Genomic DNA, 17,645 nt, shown 5'->3' with positions numbered 1-17,645 from the left:
CACTCTTTCTCGGGGCTTTTCGTCGGGTCTCCGGCGGCTTTCCTCGCTCGGGGCCGGGAGCCGGCAGTTCCTTCAAGACAGATAAGGTACGGCCTTCAAGGCAGATAGGGCACGGTCTGGCGCCAAAGCGCGGCAAGGTCCTCGAGCTTGCGCTCGTTCAGCAGCGTCCGCCATTCGGCCTCTTCCGCCTCCGTCGCCCAGCGTGCGCTGGCGAGAATAACGCGCGCGTCCTCGCGCGTCTGGAGCCGAACGAGCACGGCGAGCCAGGCTGTCAGCGCGACGCGCGCGTTCAGCGCTTTCGTCTCCTCGCGGCCGGCGGAGGCGAGAACGGTGCCAAGGCACGGGCGCACGATGTCGAGCGTGGCCATGCGCGCGGCGATGCGCGCGGCCGCCAGCGCCCGGTCCCCCTCGCCCGACAGGGGCCGGTCGAGATTACGGCTGGAGAGCTTGAGCTCCGACACCACGGCGCCGGACGGGCCGTCGAGATCGCAGATCGCCTGACACACGGCATAGACATCGCCCGTGCGCTCGGTCACATGTCCCTCAGCAAGACCGGCGCCGAGCCGATCCAGCCGCGCGCCGAGATCGACGGCGTCGCGCGACAGGACCTTGCCGGCGAAGCGCTCGGCCCGCGTCAACATGCCGTCGGCCAGCCGCGCCAGCCGGCGGGTCGGCTCGGGGGTTCCGAACAGTTGGTTGGACACGGCGCCCGCCCGCGCTTCATGGCGGATCGAGGATCTCAAGTCCCGGATTCCCTCCTTCAGCGGCAGGGCCAGACTATCAGGATAAGGCAACATGGACGCTCTCCAACTTGCAGCCGAACGCTATCATAGGCCCCGCCGAATCATGAGGGATTTTCTGCTTGAAGCCCGCCCGTCGCGGCCAAGCCGCAGCCCCTCGCCCGTGCGAAGCGCCTGAGCGCCGGAAAGGAAGCCGAGATGTCGGATCAAGCCTCCCTCGCCGGCACGCGCGCCGACCGGATGCGCGTGCGCGCGGCCTGGATGTACTATGTCGAGCAGATGACGCAGAACGACATCGCCAGCGCGCTCGGCATCGGGCGTGTCAGCGTGGTTCGCCTGCTCGCCGAAGCGCGCAACCGCTCGGAGGTGCGTATCTCCGTCGCCGGCCCGCTGGCCGAACTCACCGCGACCGAGCGCGCGCTGGAGCGGCGCTTCGGGCTGGAAAGCGCCATCGTCGTGCCGGCGCCCGGCGCCGGCGAGGACCCCGCCCCCGTTATCAGCGCGGCCATCGGCAGCTATCTCTCGCAGACCGTGGCGGAAGGCATGACGATCGGCCTCGGCTGGGGCCGGACGCTTCTGGAATCGCTGCCCTATGTCGAGGCGCGCGCCTTGGAGGAGATGCGCGTCGTGTCGCTGCTCGGCGGCATCGCTGAGGCGCATCGCTTCAACCCGGCCGAATTCGCCTGGCGCTTCGCCCAGATCTTCAACGGCGACGCCTTTCTTCTCACCGCGCCGGCCATCGTCGACAGCGTCGAGACAAAGACCGCCCTGATCGAGCGCTGCGGCCTCAGCTCGGTTCTGGGCATGGCCGATCATCTCGACATGGTGGTGCTGAGCGTCGGCGGCATCGAGAGCGGCGCCACGACCTATCGCACCGGCTATATCGCGGAAAGCGACCGGCAGTCGCTGCAGAAGGCCGGGGCCGTCGGCGATCTTCTCTTCCACTTTCTGGACAGAGCCGGCGAACTGGTGGATCATCCCATCAATTCCCGCATCATGTCGGCCGACATGTCGGCGATCCGCCGGGCGGGAAAGCGCGTCATCGCCTCGGGCGGGGCGGACAAGATCGACATTCTGCGCGCCTCCCTCGCTTTCGTGCGGCCGACCGTACTCGTCACCGACGAGTTGACGGCCGCAAGCCTCCTCGAAGACCCCACGTCCTAACAACTCTACGCCGAGCGAACGAACATCTTGACACTATAGAAGTCAAATGTTCATGATCGGTCAACGATGCAAGGGAGAGCGTCGTCGGGAGGTTTTCGAATGTGGGGTTGGCAAGGCGTGCTGGCGCTTCTGGCGTTGGCTTGGCTTCTCCAGTGCTGGGGAACGATCGTCCAGATCCGCCGCTACCGCGCGGCGTTCCAGCAATTGTCGAGCGAATGGTCGGACGGCTGGATGGGCGTCGGCAAGGGCGGCGGCGGGCTGAAGCGCGGCGCGATCGTGCTACTGGTGGTCGCCCCGGACGAGACGCTGCGCCGCGTCGTCACCATCGAGGGCCGAACGGTCTTCGCCAAGGCGCGCCGGGTGGAAAGGCTGGAGGGCGTCAGCCCAGGCGAAGCGCGCAGCCAAGCCGCGTTGCGGCCGAAAGACCCGTTCTCGCAAGCGCTGCTGACAGCCCTCGCGCAGGTCGAGACGGTGCGCCGAGGCGGCGGCACGGCGTCCGCTTCGCCCAAAGCCACGGCGCCCCTGCGCCCCGCCGCCGTCTGAGCTTTTCCTCGACCATCCATCGCCGGGAGCCCTGACGCGCGGGAGTGGCGCGCCGGGTTTCCGCCAGCCGAGACATGACATGCCCTTTTGGGCGAACAAGGCCGGGAGGGGCCAATGATGCTGACCATGATGATGGCGCAAGGAGTGGCCGATCTCGCCGCTCACGGCGCCGCCTACGCCCATGCCTTGAGCGACCCCGCCACGCTGGCCCCGGTCCATGATCTCGCGGCCCATCACGCCGTTGCCGGCAGCGTTGCCGACAGCGCCCATCACGGCGCGACGCTGCTCGCCCAGGCCACCGATCCCGGCGCCGCCGGCACCGCGCAGGCCACCGTTCCTGCCACGGCCGGCGGCCCGATCTCGGCGGAAGAATATGCCAAGCGGGTTCAGCAGCTCTCCACCAGCAACAAGGAGGAGCAGCTCGGCTGGCTGGCGACGATCGGGCGCCACTTCATCGGCGTCTTCCAGAAGGGCGGCGAGGTGTTTCTCGGCTTCGTCACCGGCATCATCCCGACGCTCGTGGTGCTGATGACCGCCTTCTACGCGCTGACCGGCATGATCGGCGAGGAGCGGGTCCACGGGCTCGCCCGCAAGGCGGGGCGCATCGCGCTGACGCGCTACACCGTGCTGCCGGTGCTCGCCATGTTCTTCCTCACCAACCCGATGGCCTACACGTTCGGCACGTTCCTGGAGGAAAAGCACAAGCCGGCCTTCTACGATTCGGCCGTCTCCTTCTGCCACCCGATCCTCGGCCTGTTTCCCCATGCCAATGCCGGCGAATACTTCGTCTGGGGCGGCGTTCTGGTGGCGCTTCTGGAGCTGGAAAACCGGGGCGTCGTGCCGCCCGGCTACCACATCAATCTCGCCATCTACTACTTCATCGTCGGCATCGTCGTGATCCTTCTCAAGGGCATCGTCACCGAACGCGTCACGCGCTTTCTCGCGCAGCGCGAAGGCGTGACGCTCTAGGGCCGGAAGAGGAAAGGATCGGATCATGGCCAAGAGTTTCAATGCCATTCGCGTTTCGCAGGGCAAGGGTGGCTGGGGCGGCCCGCTGGTGATCCAGCCGACGCCCGAGCGCGACAAGATCGTCGCCGTCACCGGCGGCGGCATCCCCGCCGTCGCGCAGCGGCTCGCCGAACTGACCGGCGCCACCGTGGTGGACGGGTTCCGCAACCCGCCGCTGGAAAGCGAGATGGCGGCCGTCGTCATCGACTGCGGCGGCACGGCGCGTTGCGGCGTCTACGCCCGCAAGCGCATCCCGACCATCAACATCATGCCGGTCGGCCAGAGCGGCCCGCTGGCGCAGTTCATCACCGAGGACATCTACGTCTCGGGCGTGACCACCGACGACATGGCGCCGGCCGATGGCGCCGCTGCCGCGCCAAGCGGCCAGGGGGCGGCTTCGCCCGCCGGCATGGGCCAGCCGGCCGCCGCGCCGCGCTCCTTCTCCTCCCCGGCCGAGGCGACGGCGGCGCTCGGCAGCGCGATGCCCGCCTCGAACCAGGGCGGGCTGATCGGCGCCATCACCAGCGTCGGCCGCGTCATGGGCCGGGCCGTCGGCATCTTCTTCAATGCCGGCCGGCGCACCATCGACATGGTGATCCGCAACGTCCTGCCCTTCATGGCCTTCGTGACCATGCTGATCGGCATCATCCTCTATACCGGCGTCGGCGATCTTCTGGCCGCGCCCATGGGGCCGCTCGCCAACAACATCCTCGGGCTCATCGTTCTATCCGCGATCTGCGGCCTGCCCTTCCTGTCGCCGATCCTCGGCCCCGGCGCGGTGATCGCGCAGGTGATCGGCGTCGCCATCATCGGCCCGCAGATCGCCAACGGCACGATCGCCCCGGCCATGGCACTGCCGGCGCTGTTTGCCTACAACACGCAGGTCGGCTGCGACTTCGTGCCGGTGGGCCTCGCGCTCGGCGAGGCCAAGCCCAAGACGATCGAGATCGGCGTACCCGCCGTGCTCATCAGCCGCCAGATCATGGGGCCGGTCTCGGTTCTCATCGCCTGGGGCGCGAGCTTCCTGCTCTGACGCGCTAGCGCGACTCTGACGCCAAGCCTTGCGGGCCGGCGCCGAAGCGCCCCGGCCCGCCCCCTTTCGGAGCCGGCGCGGCCGAGACGGCGCCCGGCCTCACCTCCTCTGGAGAGCCCTTATGACCACACGCTTTCGCACGCTCGTCACCGCCATCGGCCCGGACGTGGCCGACCTTCTGGAAGGCGGCGTCCTGATCCTGTTCGCGGACGGCGCGCCGCCCGAACTCGCCGAAGTCTCGGTGACGCACCGCGTCGCCGAAGAGCCGAGCGTCGAGGCGCCCTCGCCCGGCGCGGCGATCCGCGTCGGGTCGGTGGAAGCCACGCTGACCGGCATCGGCCCGCTCGCCTGGGCCAAGGTGCGCGACATCGGCCATGTCGTGATCAATTTCAACGGCGCGGAGGCGCCCGAGCGGCCCGGCGAGATCGCCGCCAGCGCGGTGGACGGCGCGGCGCTCGCCAGCGCTCTCCAGCCCGGCGCCGAGATCGCCATCACCGGCTAAGAGCGCCTAACAAAATCTCTGGGCGGAGGATGGTCGAGGGATTTTCGGCCGAGGACGAGGAGCAAAGCGCAGTCGATGCCGGCGGCATGGCTAAGCATTTGCGACGATGTCAGCGACGAAAAGCCTGAGGCACCCGACCCCATGAGATTTTTGTTAGGTGCTCAAGTGCCGCCCTTCATCCCGCCTTCAAGGACGTGAGACCCATGATCGAGCGATCCGTCGTCGTGCGTGTGCACGAAGGGCTGCACGCCCGCCCGGCCACGCAATTCGTCAAGCTCGCCAAGAGTTTTTCCAGCGACATCGAAATCCGCTGCAACGGCCGGGGCGCCAGCGCCAAGAGCGCGGTGAAACTCATGCTGCTCGGCGTGAAGGAAAACGACGAGGCGACGCTGCGCGCCGACGGCGAGGACGCGGCCGACGCCGTCTCGGCGCTCTCGACCTTTCTCCAGACGCCCGATGCCGGCGACGTCGCCTTGCCCGCTCGCGACGCCGAGCCGGCGGCGACTGCGCCCGCCCCCGCCGCAACACCCGCCCCCTCCGGCTCGCGCGGCATCGCCGCCAGCGAGGGCACGGCGATCGGCCCGGCCTTCGCCTTCTTTCCAGCCGCGCTCGACATCCCGCCGCGCGACGTGCCGGCCGAAGAGCGCGAGGCCGAGCGCGCCAGATACAGCGCGGCGCTGGCCGCCACGGTGCAGTCCTTCCGCGAGGCCAAGGCGCGGCCGGGTCTGAAACGCGACGACGCGGCGATCATCGACGCGCTGGTGGACGTGGCGGAGGATGCCGAGTTCATCGGGAGCGTCGAGACCGCGATCGGCCAGGGGCGCGACGCGCCGAGCGCCGTGGTCGAGGCAGGGCGCGCGATCGCCGCGAGCTTCGAGGCGCTGGCGGACCCCTATCTTCGCGCCCGCGCCGAGGACATTCGCAGCGTGACACGTGGCATTGCGCTGACGCTGATCGGCGCCAAGGACCTGACGCTGGCGGACATGCCGAAGGGCTCGGTGATCGTGGCCGACGAGATCGCGGCGCTGGATCTCGCCAAAGCGACGCTCGCCGACATTGCCGGCATCGTCTGCCGCAAGGGCGCGGCGACCAGCCATGTCGCGATCATGGCGCGCGCCCACGGCATTCCCGCCGTGCTCGGCTTTTCCGCGTCGGAGGAGCAGTTGAAGGCGGCGCGCACGGTCGGCCTCGACGGAGCCAGCGGCGAGGTCGTGCTCGATCCCGATGCCGAGAGTGCCGCGCGCCTGCAATCGGCCATCGCGCGCGAGGCGGAGGAGCGCCGGAGCCTCGAAGCCTATCGCACCGTGGAGCCGCGCACCCGCGACGGGCGGCGGGTGGAGATCGCCGCCAATCTCGGCTCGCTGGCCGAGATCGACGGCGCGCGACAAGCGGGCGCCATGGGCGTCGGCCTGTTCCGCACCGAGTTCCTGTTCATGGAGCGCCGCACCCTGCCCGGCGAGGACGAGCAGGCCGAGACCTACACCAAGCTGGCCGAGGCCTTCGCGCCCTATCCCGTGGTGATCCGCACGCTCGACATCGGCGGCGACAAGCCGGTGGCCGGCATCGATTTCGAGCACGAGGACAACCCCTTCCTCGGCTGGCGCGGCGTGCGCATGTGCCTGGAGCGGCCAGACGTGTTCAAGCCGCAGCTGCGCGCGCTTTTGCGCGCCTCGCCGGTCGGCAACGTCAAAATCCTGCTGCCGATGATCGCCGACGTCGGCGAGGTCCGGGCGGTCCGTGCCCTGATCGAGGAATGCCGGGCGGAGCTGGATGCGGCCGGCCACGCGCATGGGCCCTTCGAACTCGGGGTCATGGTGGAAACGCCGGCGGCCGTGTTCCTGGCGGCCGAGATCGCGCGGGAGGTCGATTTCTTCTCCGTCGGCACGAACGATCTCACGCAATATGTCATGGCCGCAGACCGGCTCAATCCGCGCGTCGCCAAGCTCAACCGCGCCGAGCACCCCGCCGTTCTCGCCGCCATCCGCCAAGCGGCGCAGGCCGCGCGCGAGGCCGGCATCTGGATCGGCGTCTGCGGCGAGGCGGCGGCACGGCCCGACCTCATTCCCTTCTTCGTGGAAAACGGCGTGACTGAACTCTCCATGAGCCCCGCCTCCATCCCGCGCGCCAAGAAATGCGTGACGGAGATTTGAAAGGGGCTTCGCCTCCTCGAACGCAAAAGCCCGGCGGGTTCGCTCCCGCCGGGCTTTTGCGTTTGGAAATGAAAGTAAGAGTCAGCCCGCCATGAAGGCGGCGATCTCTTCGTAGCTGCGGGCGACGAAATCGGCGCCGGCCTCGCGCAGGGCGTCGCCGGAATTGGCGAGGAGATGCGCGCCGCCGAGAAAGCCATAGGCCGCCATGCCGGCCGCCTTGGCGCCCATCACGCCGAAGCGCGAGTCTTCGATCACCAGGCAGCGCGCGGGGTCGGCGCCCATGGTGCGGGCGGCGTGGAGAACGAGGTCGGGCTCGGGCTTGCCCCGCGCCACGTCGTGCGAGGAGAAGATGGCATTCGGCTCGAAGAACTTGGCAAGGCCGGTCACCCCCAGGCTGTGGCGGATGCGCTCGTGGTCCGAGGACGAGGCGACGCAGCGGCGGACGGCCGAGCCTTCCAGAAACGCCACCACCCCCGGCACGGGCCGGAGGTGATCGGTGAAGAGGGCCTTGGTCTCCGTCCAGAAGCGGGGATGGTAGTCGTCCGCGATGCGCTGCCCCGTGCGCGCCTCGATGCCGTTCAGGATGTCGGCGAATTTCATGCCGACGAAACTGTCGACCATCTCCGCCGTCACCTCGATCCCGGCCTGCCGGAACACCGACTGCATGGCGCGGCGGGCCAGGATTTCGCTGTCGACCAGGACGCCGTCGCAGTCGAAGATGATGCAATCGAACTCGGCCATCGGCATCCTTCTGGAGATCAGCGCGTCAATTCATGCAAGAGGCGCGCCACCGCCGCCCGCTGCTCGAATTGCGGCATATGGCCGGTGCGGGGGAAGACATGCAAGGCAACCGTGCCGGGAAGCCCGGTGAAATGACGCACCGGCACGACGCGGTCCTCGGCGCCCGCCACGATCTTCACCGGCATGGCGAGCGTGCCGACGAGGTCGCGCACCGTGAAATGCTGCGTGCCGTTGGAGAAGAGTGAGCCGACGAGCCGCATCTGCGCTTCGGCCTGTACGCCGTCCGCCCGGCCTCGCGCCGTGGCGCGCGCGAACCCGTCCGAGATCGCGGCAGGGTCGGACACGAGATGGCGCAGCCAGGAGCGGACCGGCGCCTCGTCCACGGCGCGTGCGAAGCCTTCGGCAAAGGCGGTGTCGATATCCGGTCCGAAGCCGGCCGGCGCCAGCAGCATCAGCGAGCGCGTGTCGACCGAGAGCCCAGCCGCGACGGCGGTGGCGACCGCGCCGCCCAGCGAATGGCCGACGAGGTGGCAGGACGCGAGGCCGAGCGCGAGCAGCGTTTGCTCGACGCCCGACACCAGCGCGTCGAAGCCCGACGCCTCCCGCGCCACCGAGCCGCCATGGGCGGGAAGGTCGAGCCCCAAAACCGGATTGCCGCCCGCGAACTCGGCAAGCAGCGGCCGCCAGCTCGCGCTTTCCGAGCCGAAACCGTGCAGCAGCACGATCGGCGTGCCCTCCCCCTCGCGCAGCCGCGCCACATGGAGCGGCGTGTCGGCGGTGGTCGTCGCGCGCAAAGGCGCGGCGGGCTGAATCTGCGGCGCAGGCGCGCGAGCCATGGCGGGTGCAGGCGCCTCGGCCGTCCCCTCCACCCGCGCCTCGACCGGCTTCGCCTGGGCCTTCGCGGCGGCCGCTTCCACATCCTCGCGCCCGATGCGGCCGAGCGGGCCTTGGCCGGCGATGGCTTTCAGATCGAGGCCGAACTGGCGCGCCAGGCGCCGGGCCAGCGGCGTGGCGCGAACGCCCCGGCGCTCGCCTTCCGCCGGCCGGTCCTTGGCGCAGCAGGTCTTTGCCGTCTCGCCCGAGCCATTCACCAGGGCGCGGGCTTCGCTTGCCGCGACGGGCTTGGAGTCGGTCTCGACGTCGGGATCGGGGCCGACCGTCTTCGGCAAGCCCGCGTCGGCGACGGGCGCGGCCGGCTCGGCTGCCTCGCCCTCGGCATAGATCCAGGCGACGGGCGAGCCGACGGCGATGTCCACGCCCTCCGCGCCCGTGACGTTGCGCAGCGTGCCGGAGGCCGGCGCGTCCACTTCCATCGCGGCCTTGTCGGTCTCGATCTCGAAGAGCGGCTCGCCCTTCTTGATCGCGTCGCCTTCCTTGTAGAACCAGCGCGAGATCTGGCCGGTCGCCATATCCATGTCGACCTTGGGCAGGATCACTTCGGTCGGCATGGCGTCAGCGCTCCCGGCGGGCCAGCGCGCGCACCGCCTGAACGATGTCCGGCACCTGCGGCACGACCGCCTTTTCGAGTTCGGGATTGTAGGGAATCGGCGATTCCGCGCCGCCCAGCCGGATCACCGGCGCGTCGAGATAGTCGAAGGCCTCGCTTTCCGCGATCATGGCGGAAATCTCGGCGCCGATGCCGAGCGTCTTGACGCCCTCGTAGACGCAGACGAGACGACCCGTCTTCATGACGCTGGCGATGATCGTCTCACGGTCCATCGGCCGGATCGTGCGAAGGTCCACGACTTCGACGTCGATCCCCTCCTTGGCCAGTTCCTCGGCGGCGCTGAGCGCCTTGTGCACCATGATGGCGGAGGCGACGACCGTCACGTCCCGCCCTTCGCGGCGAACCAGCGCCTTGCCGATCGGCACGGTGTAGCGCCCTTCCGGCACGGGGCCCTTCATCTTGTAGAGGATCTTGTGCTCGAAGATCATGACCGGGTCCGGATCGTCGATCGCGGCGAGCAGCATGCCTTTGGCGTCGTGCGGGGTCGCCGGCTGGAGAACCTTCAGCCCCGGAACATGGCCGAGCCAGGCTTCGAGGCTCTGCGAGTGCTGGGCCGCCGCGCCCGTGCCCGAGCCGGCGGGAAAGCGCATGACGAGCGGCACCGAGACGTTGCCGCCCAGCATGAAGCGGAGCTTCGCCGCCTGATTGACGATCTGCTCCATGGCGAGCGTCGCGAAGTCGGAGAACTGGAACTCGTAGATCGGCTTCATGCCGGTCAGCGCCGCGCCCACCGCAACGCCCGCGCCGCCGAGTTCGGCGATCGGCGTGTCGATCACGCGGTCGGCGCCGAAGCGGTGGACGAGATCGCCGGTCACCTGGAAGGCGCCGCCATAGACGCCGATATCCTCGCCCATGATGAAGACGCGCGGGTCCTCCTCCATGGCGATGGCGATCGCTTCCTGGATCGCCTGGGCATAGGAAAGCTCGCGGCCGCCGGCCACGTCGATGGTCTCGCTCATCCCTGGATTCCTTGTCGGCTCGCCGGCCGTGGGAGCTTGGGGGGTCGGGGTGAAGCCTCGTTCACGCGCCCTCGACCCGGCTCGTCGTTCAGGTGTCTTGCTCAGGTGGCAGGGCGGGCCGCGCCGCCTTGCCGAAAACGGCGCTCAGGCCGTGTAGACGTCGCGCGTCGCCTCTTTGACGTCGGGCGAGGGGGAGTTCTTGGCGAACTCGATCCCTTCCGCGATCTCGCGCTCGACACCTTCGCGGATCGCCTCGATCTCTCCGGCATCCACCACGCCGTAGTCCAGCATCTCGGCTTCGAACCGGCCGATCGGGTCCTTGGAGATCCAGTCGTCGATCTCCTCCTTTGTGCGATAGCGGTTGCGATCGCTCTTGGAATGGCCGCGATGACGGTAGGTCTTGCACTCGACGAGGCTCGGCCCCTCGCCCGCCCTCGCCCGCTCGATCGCGGTGACCAGCGCCTCCGACACGTCGGAGAGCGAATTGCCGTCCACCGTGACGCCGGGCATGGAATAGGCCACGGCCCGCTCGGCGATGTTCTTCACCGCCGTGGAGCGCTCGGTCGAGACCGACATGCCGTATTTGTTGTTCTCGCAGACGAAGATGACAGGCAGTTTCCAGATGGACGCCATGTTCAGCGCCTCGTGGAAGGCGCCCTCGTTGTTGGCGCCGTCGCCGAAGAAGGAGACGACCACGTCGGGCCGCTTCTGCATCTTCATGGAAAGCGCCGCGCCGACCGCGATGGGCAGACCGCCCGCCACGATGCCGTTGGCGCCGAGATTGCCCTTGGACACGTCGGCGATATGCATGGAGCCGCCGCGCCCCCGGCAATAGCCCGTCTCCTTGCCGAAGAACTCGGCGAACATTTTCCCGACCTCGGCGCCCTTGGCGATGCAATGGCCATGGCCGCGATGGGTGGAGGTGATCTGGTCCGTGTCGGTCAGCGCCAAGCAGGCGCCGACGGCCGAGGCCTCCTGGCCGATCGAGAGGTGCATCGTGCCGTGGATGAGACCGCGCGTGTAGCTTTCCTCCGCCCCTTCTTCGAAGCGGCGGATCAGGTGCATCTGGCGCAGCGCATCCTTCAGCACCTCGGGCGGGAAGTGCCGGAAGGCGAAGGGCTTGTTGTGGCCGTCGCGCACGGCGGTCGTGCGGGCGGCATTTTCTGCGACGTCCTCGGCTGATGGCGCGGATTGGGGCAAGGCGGACATGGGCTTCTCCTCCTCCCGTCCCGTCAGGCCGCCGCGCTGGACGCGAAGCGGCTGTCGGCCTGGTCGAGACGCTGGCGGATCTGGGTGATGACGAGGCTGTCGTCCGGCTGGCAATTGGCATAGGTCAGCTTCTCGCCGGCCTTGATCGGGCGGATGACCTTGGCCCGCTCGGCAAGGCCCAGCGGCAGGGCGCCCTCGTCGCGCGCGCCTTCCCAGGTCATGGCGAAGCCGCGATAATCGTATTCGCCGATCTTGCCGAGCGTGTCGCCGGGGTTGAGATCGCGCTTGGCGATCGTCACGCACTCGGCCACCGGCCGCTCGGCCGGCTGCATGTCGGGCGCCTTCTTCACCACCGCGCGCACCGCCGAAAGAGGCACTTCCAGCGAGGTTAGGTGATAGGGGCGGAAGATCGTGTAGTTGGGGCCGGTGCCCATCTTCAGATCGCTCATGCGCTCCAGGACGCGCTCATGCCGGGGCTTCACCACGCAGAAGACGCCGGGCGCGACGCCCTTGCCGATGGAATAATCCACCTTGCCGGTGCCCGAGAGAACGCCGCCGTCTTCCTTCGTGCAGAGCACGGTGGCGAGCTCGTCGCGCGTCGCGGCCGGGCCATGCATGCCGGGAACGTCCGGCACGAGACCGGTGGCGTTGGCGACGGCGACCATCTCGATCATGGTCTTGGAGCCGTCCACGAACTCCACCAGCATGCGGGCGTTCATGTTGCGGCGGCGCGCCTCCTCCTCGTAGGCATCGGGCGTCGCGTCGAATTTCAGCGGGTTGTTCTTGCCCTTGCCGGCGCAAACGATGTCGAAGCCGAGCGACTGGGCGAAGCCGACGATCTCGATCGTCGCCGCCGGCTCGTCGCCCGCCGCGCCCGTGTAGACCACGCCGGCCTTGGCGGCCTCCTCGCGCAGGAAGCGGCCGATCGTGATGTCGGCCTCGACGTTCAGCATCACGACATGCTTGCCGTTGCGAAAGGCTTCCAGCGCGATCAGCGTGCCGACATTGGGATTGCCCGTGGCGTCGATCACCACGTCCACATGGCCCGAGGCGCAAAGCGCCTTGTAGTCCTCGGTCAGCGCGACCTTGCCGCCCTCGATGGCGCGGTCGATGTCGTTGACGCCGGCCGCGCGCACGAAGGGCGAGCCGGCCATGCGCAGCGCCTCTTCGGCTCCGGCGATGTTCAGCTCCGACAAGGCCCCGAGCCGGACGCCCGGCATCAGCGTCAACTGCACCACCATGTCGGTGCCCATCTGGCCCGAACCGGCGAGGCCCACCGTCACCGGGCCGTGCTTGTCCGCATAGGCCTGAAGCTCGGCCGCAAGGCCCACCTGAAGAATGGTCATCGAAGATCCTCCCTGCGATCTCTGATACATTTGTATCCATGAAAGTACAAGAGTTCAACACGGAGGATCAAAAATACCTCTACGTGTCGAGAAGCCGCTCCGCCGTGCGCTCGTCGGTGACGAGGATTTCGGGATGGAGCAGCGTGATCGCCGCGCGGATGGCGGCAAATTTCGACCAGCCGCCGGAGGCCAACACCGTGCGGCGCGCCTGCGCCAGACGGCGCGGGTCCACGGCCAGCACACGGTCGTTGACGGAATGGTCGAGAACCCGCCCCTCGGCGTCGATGAAGCGGCAGAGCACGTCGCCCACCGCGCCTGCGCGCTCCAGCGAGTCCAGATCGGCGCGCTCCAGGAGCCCGTATTGGACGAAGATGGAATCGCGCGTGAAATCGCCGACGCTGAGAATGGCGAGATCCAACCGGTCGGTGCGGCGGAAGACTTCGGCGATGCCGCGATGGGCGAGCAGTGCTTCGCGCGTCGCGCCATCGGGCGCGAAGACCGGGCAGGCCAGCATGTAGCATTCGCCGCCGAGCCGGTCGGCGAAGCGCCAGGCGAATTCGGACGGGTTGGAGAGGCTGACATGGGTCAGCCCGCCCAGCATGGAGATGGTGGTGGAGCGGCTGTAGCCCAGCGGCTCGATGAAGGGCAGCGAGGAGGAGAGCGTGCGGCCCCAGCCGAGGCCGATCGTCATGCCCTCGGCCAGGAGATCGGGCAGCATCTGGCCGAGCGCCGCGCCGATCATCGCCGGCAGGCGCGCCTCGTCCTGCGGATCGGGCACGACCACGACGCGCTCCATGTCGAAGCGGGCGCGCACCTCGCGCTCCAGCTTGACGCAGCGGGCGATGGGCGCGGTGACGCGGATCTGCACCGTGCCGTCCTCGCGCGCCGAGGCGAGCATGCGCAGGACGCGGGTGCGCGTCAGGTTGAGGATCTTGGCGACCTGATCCTGCGTCAGGCCTTCCATGTAGTAGAGCCAGGCGGCCCGGGCCTTGATGTCTTCGCTCTCGGTGGACGACACGATCTGCCTTTCGCTGGAGGAGAACCTCTCCAGCGGAGATAGACCGTCTTCCCTCGCGGGGGACAGTCCCGCCCCGCCTTGGCCGAGATTTGGGCCGGGGCCGGACGGGACAGGAGCGCGCCAGGCCAAGGGTCAGGTCCGGTGCCGGCGGGCGAGATCGACGAGGATGGCGACGAGAACCACGAGGCCGACGATGACGCGCTGCCAGAAGCCCGAGACGTTGAGCAGAACCGTGCCGTTGGCGAGCATGGCGAGGAGCAGCGCGCCGAGCGCGGTGCCGACGATCGTCCCCTGCCCGCCGCGAAGGCTCGTGCCGCCGATGATCGCGGCGGTGATCGCCTGCAGCATCCAGCCTTCGCCGACCGAGGGCTGCCCGGCGTCCATGCGGCTGGCATAGAGCATGCCGGCGAGCGCGGCGAACATTCCGGCGAGACCGTAGACCAGAAGCTCGACGCGATGGATGCGAATGCCGACCAGCGCCGCCGCGTCGCGATTGCCGCCGATGGCGAAGATGTTGCGGCCAAAGCGCGTGTTGCGCAGCATCCAGATCAGGATCGCGGCCGAGACCAGAAAGAACCAGACCGGGATCGGCAGGCCGAGGAGTTCGCCCTGGCCGAAGACGCGGAACTGCGCGCCCAGCGGGCGGATCGGATAGCCCTCGGTGATGACGAGCGTGAGGCCGGCGAAGATCTCGCCGGTGGCCAGCGTCACGATGAACGGATTGAGGCGGAGATAGGCGATCAGGAAACCGTTCACGAGGCCGAGGCAAAGCCCGAAGCCGGCCGCCAGCGGCAGCACGAGGTAGGGATAGACGCCGATCTTCGTCAGAAGCAGCGAGCCGACGATGGCCGACAGGCCGGCGGCGGTGCCGACCGAAAGGTCGATGCCGCCGAGCAGCAGGACCAGGGTCTGACCGAGCGCCACCAGCCCGACGAAGGCGGCGGCACGGGCGACGACGGTGAGATTGTAGGCCGAAAGGAAGTTCGGCGCGGCGAGCGAGAGGACGAGCGCGAAGACGCCGAGCGCGATCAGGATGCCGCTCGCCTCCCAGCCCTTGAAGCGCGACCAGAGGGAGGGCGGCGCGGACCGGGCGCGCGTTTGTCCGGCGGCGGCGATGTTGGTCATGGCGCGATGCCTTTCGATGCGGAACGGGTGCGAAGGCGCCAAGGCCGATCCTGGCCGGGGCGCGCAGGAGCCTCAGCTCATGGCCAGCTGGAGAAGCGATTCCTGGGTCATGTCCTCGGTGCGCGGCACGCCCTTCACCCGGCCCTCGTGCATGACGACGATCCGGTCGGAGACGTTCAGCACCTCTTCGAGCTCGGAGGAGATGTAGATGATCGACAGGCCTTGCGCGGTCAGCGCGTCCAGCACGCCCTGGATCTCGCTCTTGGCGGCGACGTCGATGCCGCGCGTCGGCTCGTCCAGGATCAGGATGCGCGAGTTCTTGGCGAGCCAGCGGCCGAGAATGACCTTCTGCTGGTTGCCGCCCGACAGGCTGGTGATCGGGTCGGTCGGCGAGCCGATCTTGATGCGCAGCCGCCCGACATAGTCGTCCACCGTCCGGGCCATGGCGCCGAAATCCATCCAGGCCGGCCGGCGAAAGCGGTCGAGGGTCGCGATCGTCATGTTCTCGGCAATGGAGAGAAGCGGGAAGATGCCCTCCTGCTTGCGCTCCTCGGGCAGGTAGACCAGCCCGCGCGCAATGGCGTCGGCGGGGTCGGCGATGGGCTTGGCGCTGCCGAAGACCTCGACCGTGCCGACACTCGCCCGCGTCAGGCCGAAGATACATTTGGCGACCTCGGTTCGCCCGGCGCCGATCAGGCCGGACATGCCGAGCACCTCGCCTTCGTGCAGATCGAAGGACACGTCCTCGAACTCGCCGTGGCGGGAAAGGCCGGAGACCTTCAGCACCACGGGCCGGTCTTCCAGCCGACGTGGAACGTGGTGGGAGATCGCGACCTCGCGGCCCGCCATGAGCGAGACCATGTCGGTCTTGGTGGCCCGGCGCGGGTCCATCTCGCCGACATGGGCGCCGTCGCGCAACACGCTGATGCGGTCCGACAGCATCAGGATCTCGTCCAGCCGGTGCGAGATGTAGAAGACCGAACCGCCGCCGTCGCGAAAGCGCCGGATGAAGGCGTAGAGCTTTTCCGTTTCGCGGTTGGTGAGCGCGGCGGTCGGCTCGTCGAAGATCAGGATGCGCGCCTTGGTGGCGACGGCGCGGGCGATCTGCACGAGTTGCTGCTGCGCCTTGGACAGGGTCTCCACCCGCGCCGCACCGTCGATCGTGTCGTCCACGGCGTGGAGATGGCTCAGCGCCTCTTCGCGGGTGCGCTTCCAGTCGATGGCCGGGCCGCGCATGATCTCGGCGCCGAGCAGGATGTTCTCGCAGACCGTGAGCGCCGGCACGAGATTGATCTCCTGCGGCGCGATGGCGATGCCGGCGCGCTGCGCCTCGCCGGGCGAATGGAACTGCTGCACCACGCCGTTCACGCGCAGCTCGCCCTCGCTCGGGCGCAGCCGGCCGCAGAAGATGTTCATGAGGGTCGATTTGCCGGCGCCGTTCTCGCCGATGATGGCATGGACCTCGCCGGGGTGGATCGAGACGGAAACGCCGCGCAGCGCGTGGACGACCCCGAAGCTCTTGGACACGTTGCGCGCCTCGAAGGCGGTGGCGATGGCATCCATGGCGAACCCTTTCCCTCCTCCTTGCCTGCCGGGCGGGCACCGCAGCCGGCGCCCCGCCCGCTCTCGGGTTCTCCGGTTACATCGCGTCCTTGGTGATGAAGCGCGAGCCGGTGTTGTGGTCCATCGGGATCGTGTGGTTCTCGTTCATGGCGACCATGTACTTCACCGCCCAATAGCCGATGTCCCACTGGCGCTGGGCCTTCAGCGCTGTGATGACGCCTTCCTTCACGAAGTCCACGGCCTCGGGCAGATCGTCCATGCCGACCACGGCCACCTGGCCCGCCTTGCCGGCGTTCTGCACGGCGCGGGCGATGCCGATCGGGTTGGAGGCGTTGCAGCCGAAGAAGCCCTTGATATTGGGATGGGCCTGGAGCGCGTTCTCGGTCAGCGAAACGGCGTTCTCGAGCACGTCGTCGTCGGGCTGCTCGAACACGATCTTGACGTTGGGATAGGCTTCCAGCGCCTTCTTGAAGCCCTTGATGCGCTCGACATGGTCGGTCGCCGTCAGCGAGCCCGAGAGAATGCCGACCTCGCCTTCGCCGCCGATATGGTCGGCGAGATATTTGCCGAGGTCGAACCCGTCGCCGAAACTGTCCTTCTGGCCGACGAAGGCGAAGTCGGGCGAACAGAACGAGTTGAAGGTGATCGTGTTGACGCCGGCCTGCTTGGCCTCGCCGAGCAGCTGGACATTGGTCGCCTGGTCTAGGCAGGCGACGGCGAGCCCGTCGGGATGGCGGCCGATATTGGCCTCGATGCGCTGGTTCTGGTCGGCGACGTCGGCCTGCGGCGGCTGGTCCCAGATCATGTTGATCTTGACCCCGCTCTTGGCGAACTCGTCCACGGCGTACTGACCGCCCTGCCGAACCACGTCGTACCAGGGATGGATGACCTTCGGAATGAAGACGAAGGTCAGCTCCTTGCTGACCGGCTTGATCAGGTCCTGCTGCCCTTCGGCCAGGGCGGGCGCGGCCGCGCCGGCTATGAAGCAGCCCAGGGCGAGCGCGGACAGAATGGATGTGCGCATTGATGGTCCTCCC

16 protein-coding genes are annotated in these 17,645 nt (G+C 68.5%); 6 read left to right on the top strand and 10 right to left on the bottom strand.

Annotation, left to right across the window (positions count from 1 at the left end; translation table 11 throughout):
• Positions 1 to 95: 95 nt before the first annotated feature.
• A complete protein-coding gene (locus AUL32_RS02730) occupies positions 96 to 797 on the bottom strand; it encodes a hypothetical protein (RefSeq protein ID WP_062111533.1) in 702 nt (233 codons plus the stop codon).
• A 141-nt stretch (positions 798 to 938) separates the two neighbouring features.
• On the opposite strand from AUL32_RS02730, the gene AUL32_RS02725 reads away from it, so the two are divergent.
• From AUL32_RS02725 to ptsP, 6 genes are all read left to right on the top strand, one after another.
• Positions 939 to 1,904: a sugar-binding transcriptional regulator gene (locus AUL32_RS02725; RefSeq protein WP_062111531.1), complete on the top strand. Its 966-nt coding sequence runs from the start codon at positions 939 to 941 to the stop codon at positions 1,902 to 1,904.
• Positions 1,905 to 2,003: 99 nt separating this feature from the next.
• Positions 2,004 to 2,447, top strand: coding sequence for a transcriptional regulator GutM (locus AUL32_RS02720; RefSeq protein WP_062111528.1), 444 nt, complete (start codon positions 2,004 to 2,006; stop codon positions 2,445 to 2,447).
• Positions 2,448 to 2,633: 186 nt separating this feature from the next.
• Positions 2,634 to 3,416, top strand: coding sequence for a PTS glucitol/sorbitol transporter subunit IIC (srlA, locus tag AUL32_RS02715; RefSeq protein WP_062111571.1), 783 nt, complete (start codon positions 2,634 to 2,636; stop codon positions 3,414 to 3,416).
• 25 nt (positions 3,417 to 3,441) lie between these two features.
• The gene (gene srlE / locus AUL32_RS02710; RefSeq protein ID WP_062111525.1) at positions 3,442 to 4,488 is read left to right on the top strand and encodes a PTS glucitol/sorbitol transporter subunit IIB; all 1,047 of its coding nucleotides are present in this window, start codon (positions 3,442 to 3,444) and stop codon (positions 4,486 to 4,488) included.
• A gap of 121 nt (positions 4,489 to 4,609) precedes the next feature.
• Positions 4,610 to 4,990, top strand: a complete 381-nt coding sequence (locus tag AUL32_RS02705; protein WP_061974688.1) for a PTS glucitol/sorbitol transporter subunit IIA — start codon at positions 4,610 to 4,612, stop codon at positions 4,988 to 4,990.
• A gap of 203 nt (positions 4,991 to 5,193) precedes the next feature.
• A complete protein-coding gene (gene ptsP, locus AUL32_RS02700) occupies positions 5,194 to 7,140 on the top strand; it encodes a phosphoenolpyruvate--protein phosphotransferase (protein ID WP_306302883.1) in 1,947 nt (648 codons plus the stop codon).
• An 81-nt stretch (positions 7,141 to 7,221) separates the two neighbouring features.
• On the opposite strand, the gene AUL32_RS02695 is transcribed toward ptsP, so the two are convergent.
• The 9 genes from AUL32_RS02695 to AUL32_RS02655 form a co-directional block, all read right to left on the bottom strand.
• A complete protein-coding gene (locus AUL32_RS02695; RefSeq protein ID WP_062111523.1) occupies positions 7,222 to 7,881 on the bottom strand; it encodes an HAD family hydrolase in 660 nt (219 codons plus the stop codon).
• Between the two features lie 17 nt (positions 7,882 to 7,898).
• Positions 7,899 to 9,329, bottom strand: coding sequence for an acetoin dehydrogenase dihydrolipoyllysine-residue acetyltransferase subunit (locus AUL32_RS02690; protein ID WP_062111521.1), 1,431 nt, complete (start codon positions 9,327 to 9,329; stop codon positions 7,899 to 7,901).
• Positions 9,330 to 9,333: 4 nt separating this feature from the next.
• Positions 9,334 to 10,347, bottom strand: a complete 1,014-nt coding sequence (locus AUL32_RS02685) for an alpha-ketoacid dehydrogenase subunit beta (protein ID WP_062111519.1) — start codon at positions 10,345 to 10,347, stop codon at positions 9,334 to 9,336.
• Between the two features lie 144 nt (positions 10,348 to 10,491).
• The gene (locus tag AUL32_RS02680; RefSeq protein WP_062111518.1) at positions 10,492 to 11,556 is read right to left on the bottom strand and encodes a thiamine pyrophosphate-dependent dehydrogenase E1 component subunit alpha; all 1,065 of its coding nucleotides are present in this window, start codon (positions 11,554 to 11,556) and stop codon (positions 10,492 to 10,494) included.
• Positions 11,557 to 11,579: 23 nt separating this feature from the next.
• Positions 11,580 to 12,902: an NAD(P)H-dependent oxidoreductase gene (locus AUL32_RS02675; RefSeq protein ID WP_062111515.1), complete on the bottom strand. Its 1,323-nt coding sequence runs from the start codon at positions 12,900 to 12,902 to the stop codon at positions 11,580 to 11,582.
• A 79-nt stretch (positions 12,903 to 12,981) separates the two neighbouring features.
• Entirely contained in the window at positions 12,982 to 13,920 is a 939-nt protein-coding gene (locus tag AUL32_RS02670; RefSeq protein WP_062111513.1) for a sugar-binding transcriptional regulator, read from the bottom strand.
• A gap of 132 nt (positions 13,921 to 14,052) precedes the next feature.
• Positions 14,053 to 15,045, bottom strand: coding sequence for an ABC transporter permease (locus AUL32_RS02665; protein WP_062111511.1), 993 nt, complete (start codon positions 15,043 to 15,045; stop codon positions 14,053 to 14,055).
• Positions 15,046 to 15,117: 72 nt separating this feature from the next.
• A complete protein-coding gene (locus AUL32_RS02660; protein WP_192847411.1) occupies positions 15,118 to 16,608 on the bottom strand; it encodes a sugar ABC transporter ATP-binding protein in 1,491 nt (496 codons plus the stop codon).
• Between the two features lie 76 nt (positions 16,609 to 16,684).
• Positions 16,685 to 17,632 carry a substrate-binding domain-containing protein gene (locus AUL32_RS02655; protein ID WP_062111509.1) on the bottom strand — a complete coding sequence of 316 codons (948 nt, stop codon included), beginning with the start codon at positions 17,630 to 17,632 and terminating at the stop codon, positions 16,685 to 16,687.
• Positions 17,633 to 17,645: the final 13 nt, after the last annotated feature.

This window comes from Aureimonas sp. AU40, from assembly GCF_001463785.1.
Lineage (GTDB): Bacteria > Pseudomonadota > Alphaproteobacteria > Rhizobiales > Rhizobiaceae > Aureimonas.
This window is presented reverse-complemented; position numbering and strand designations above follow the sequence as displayed.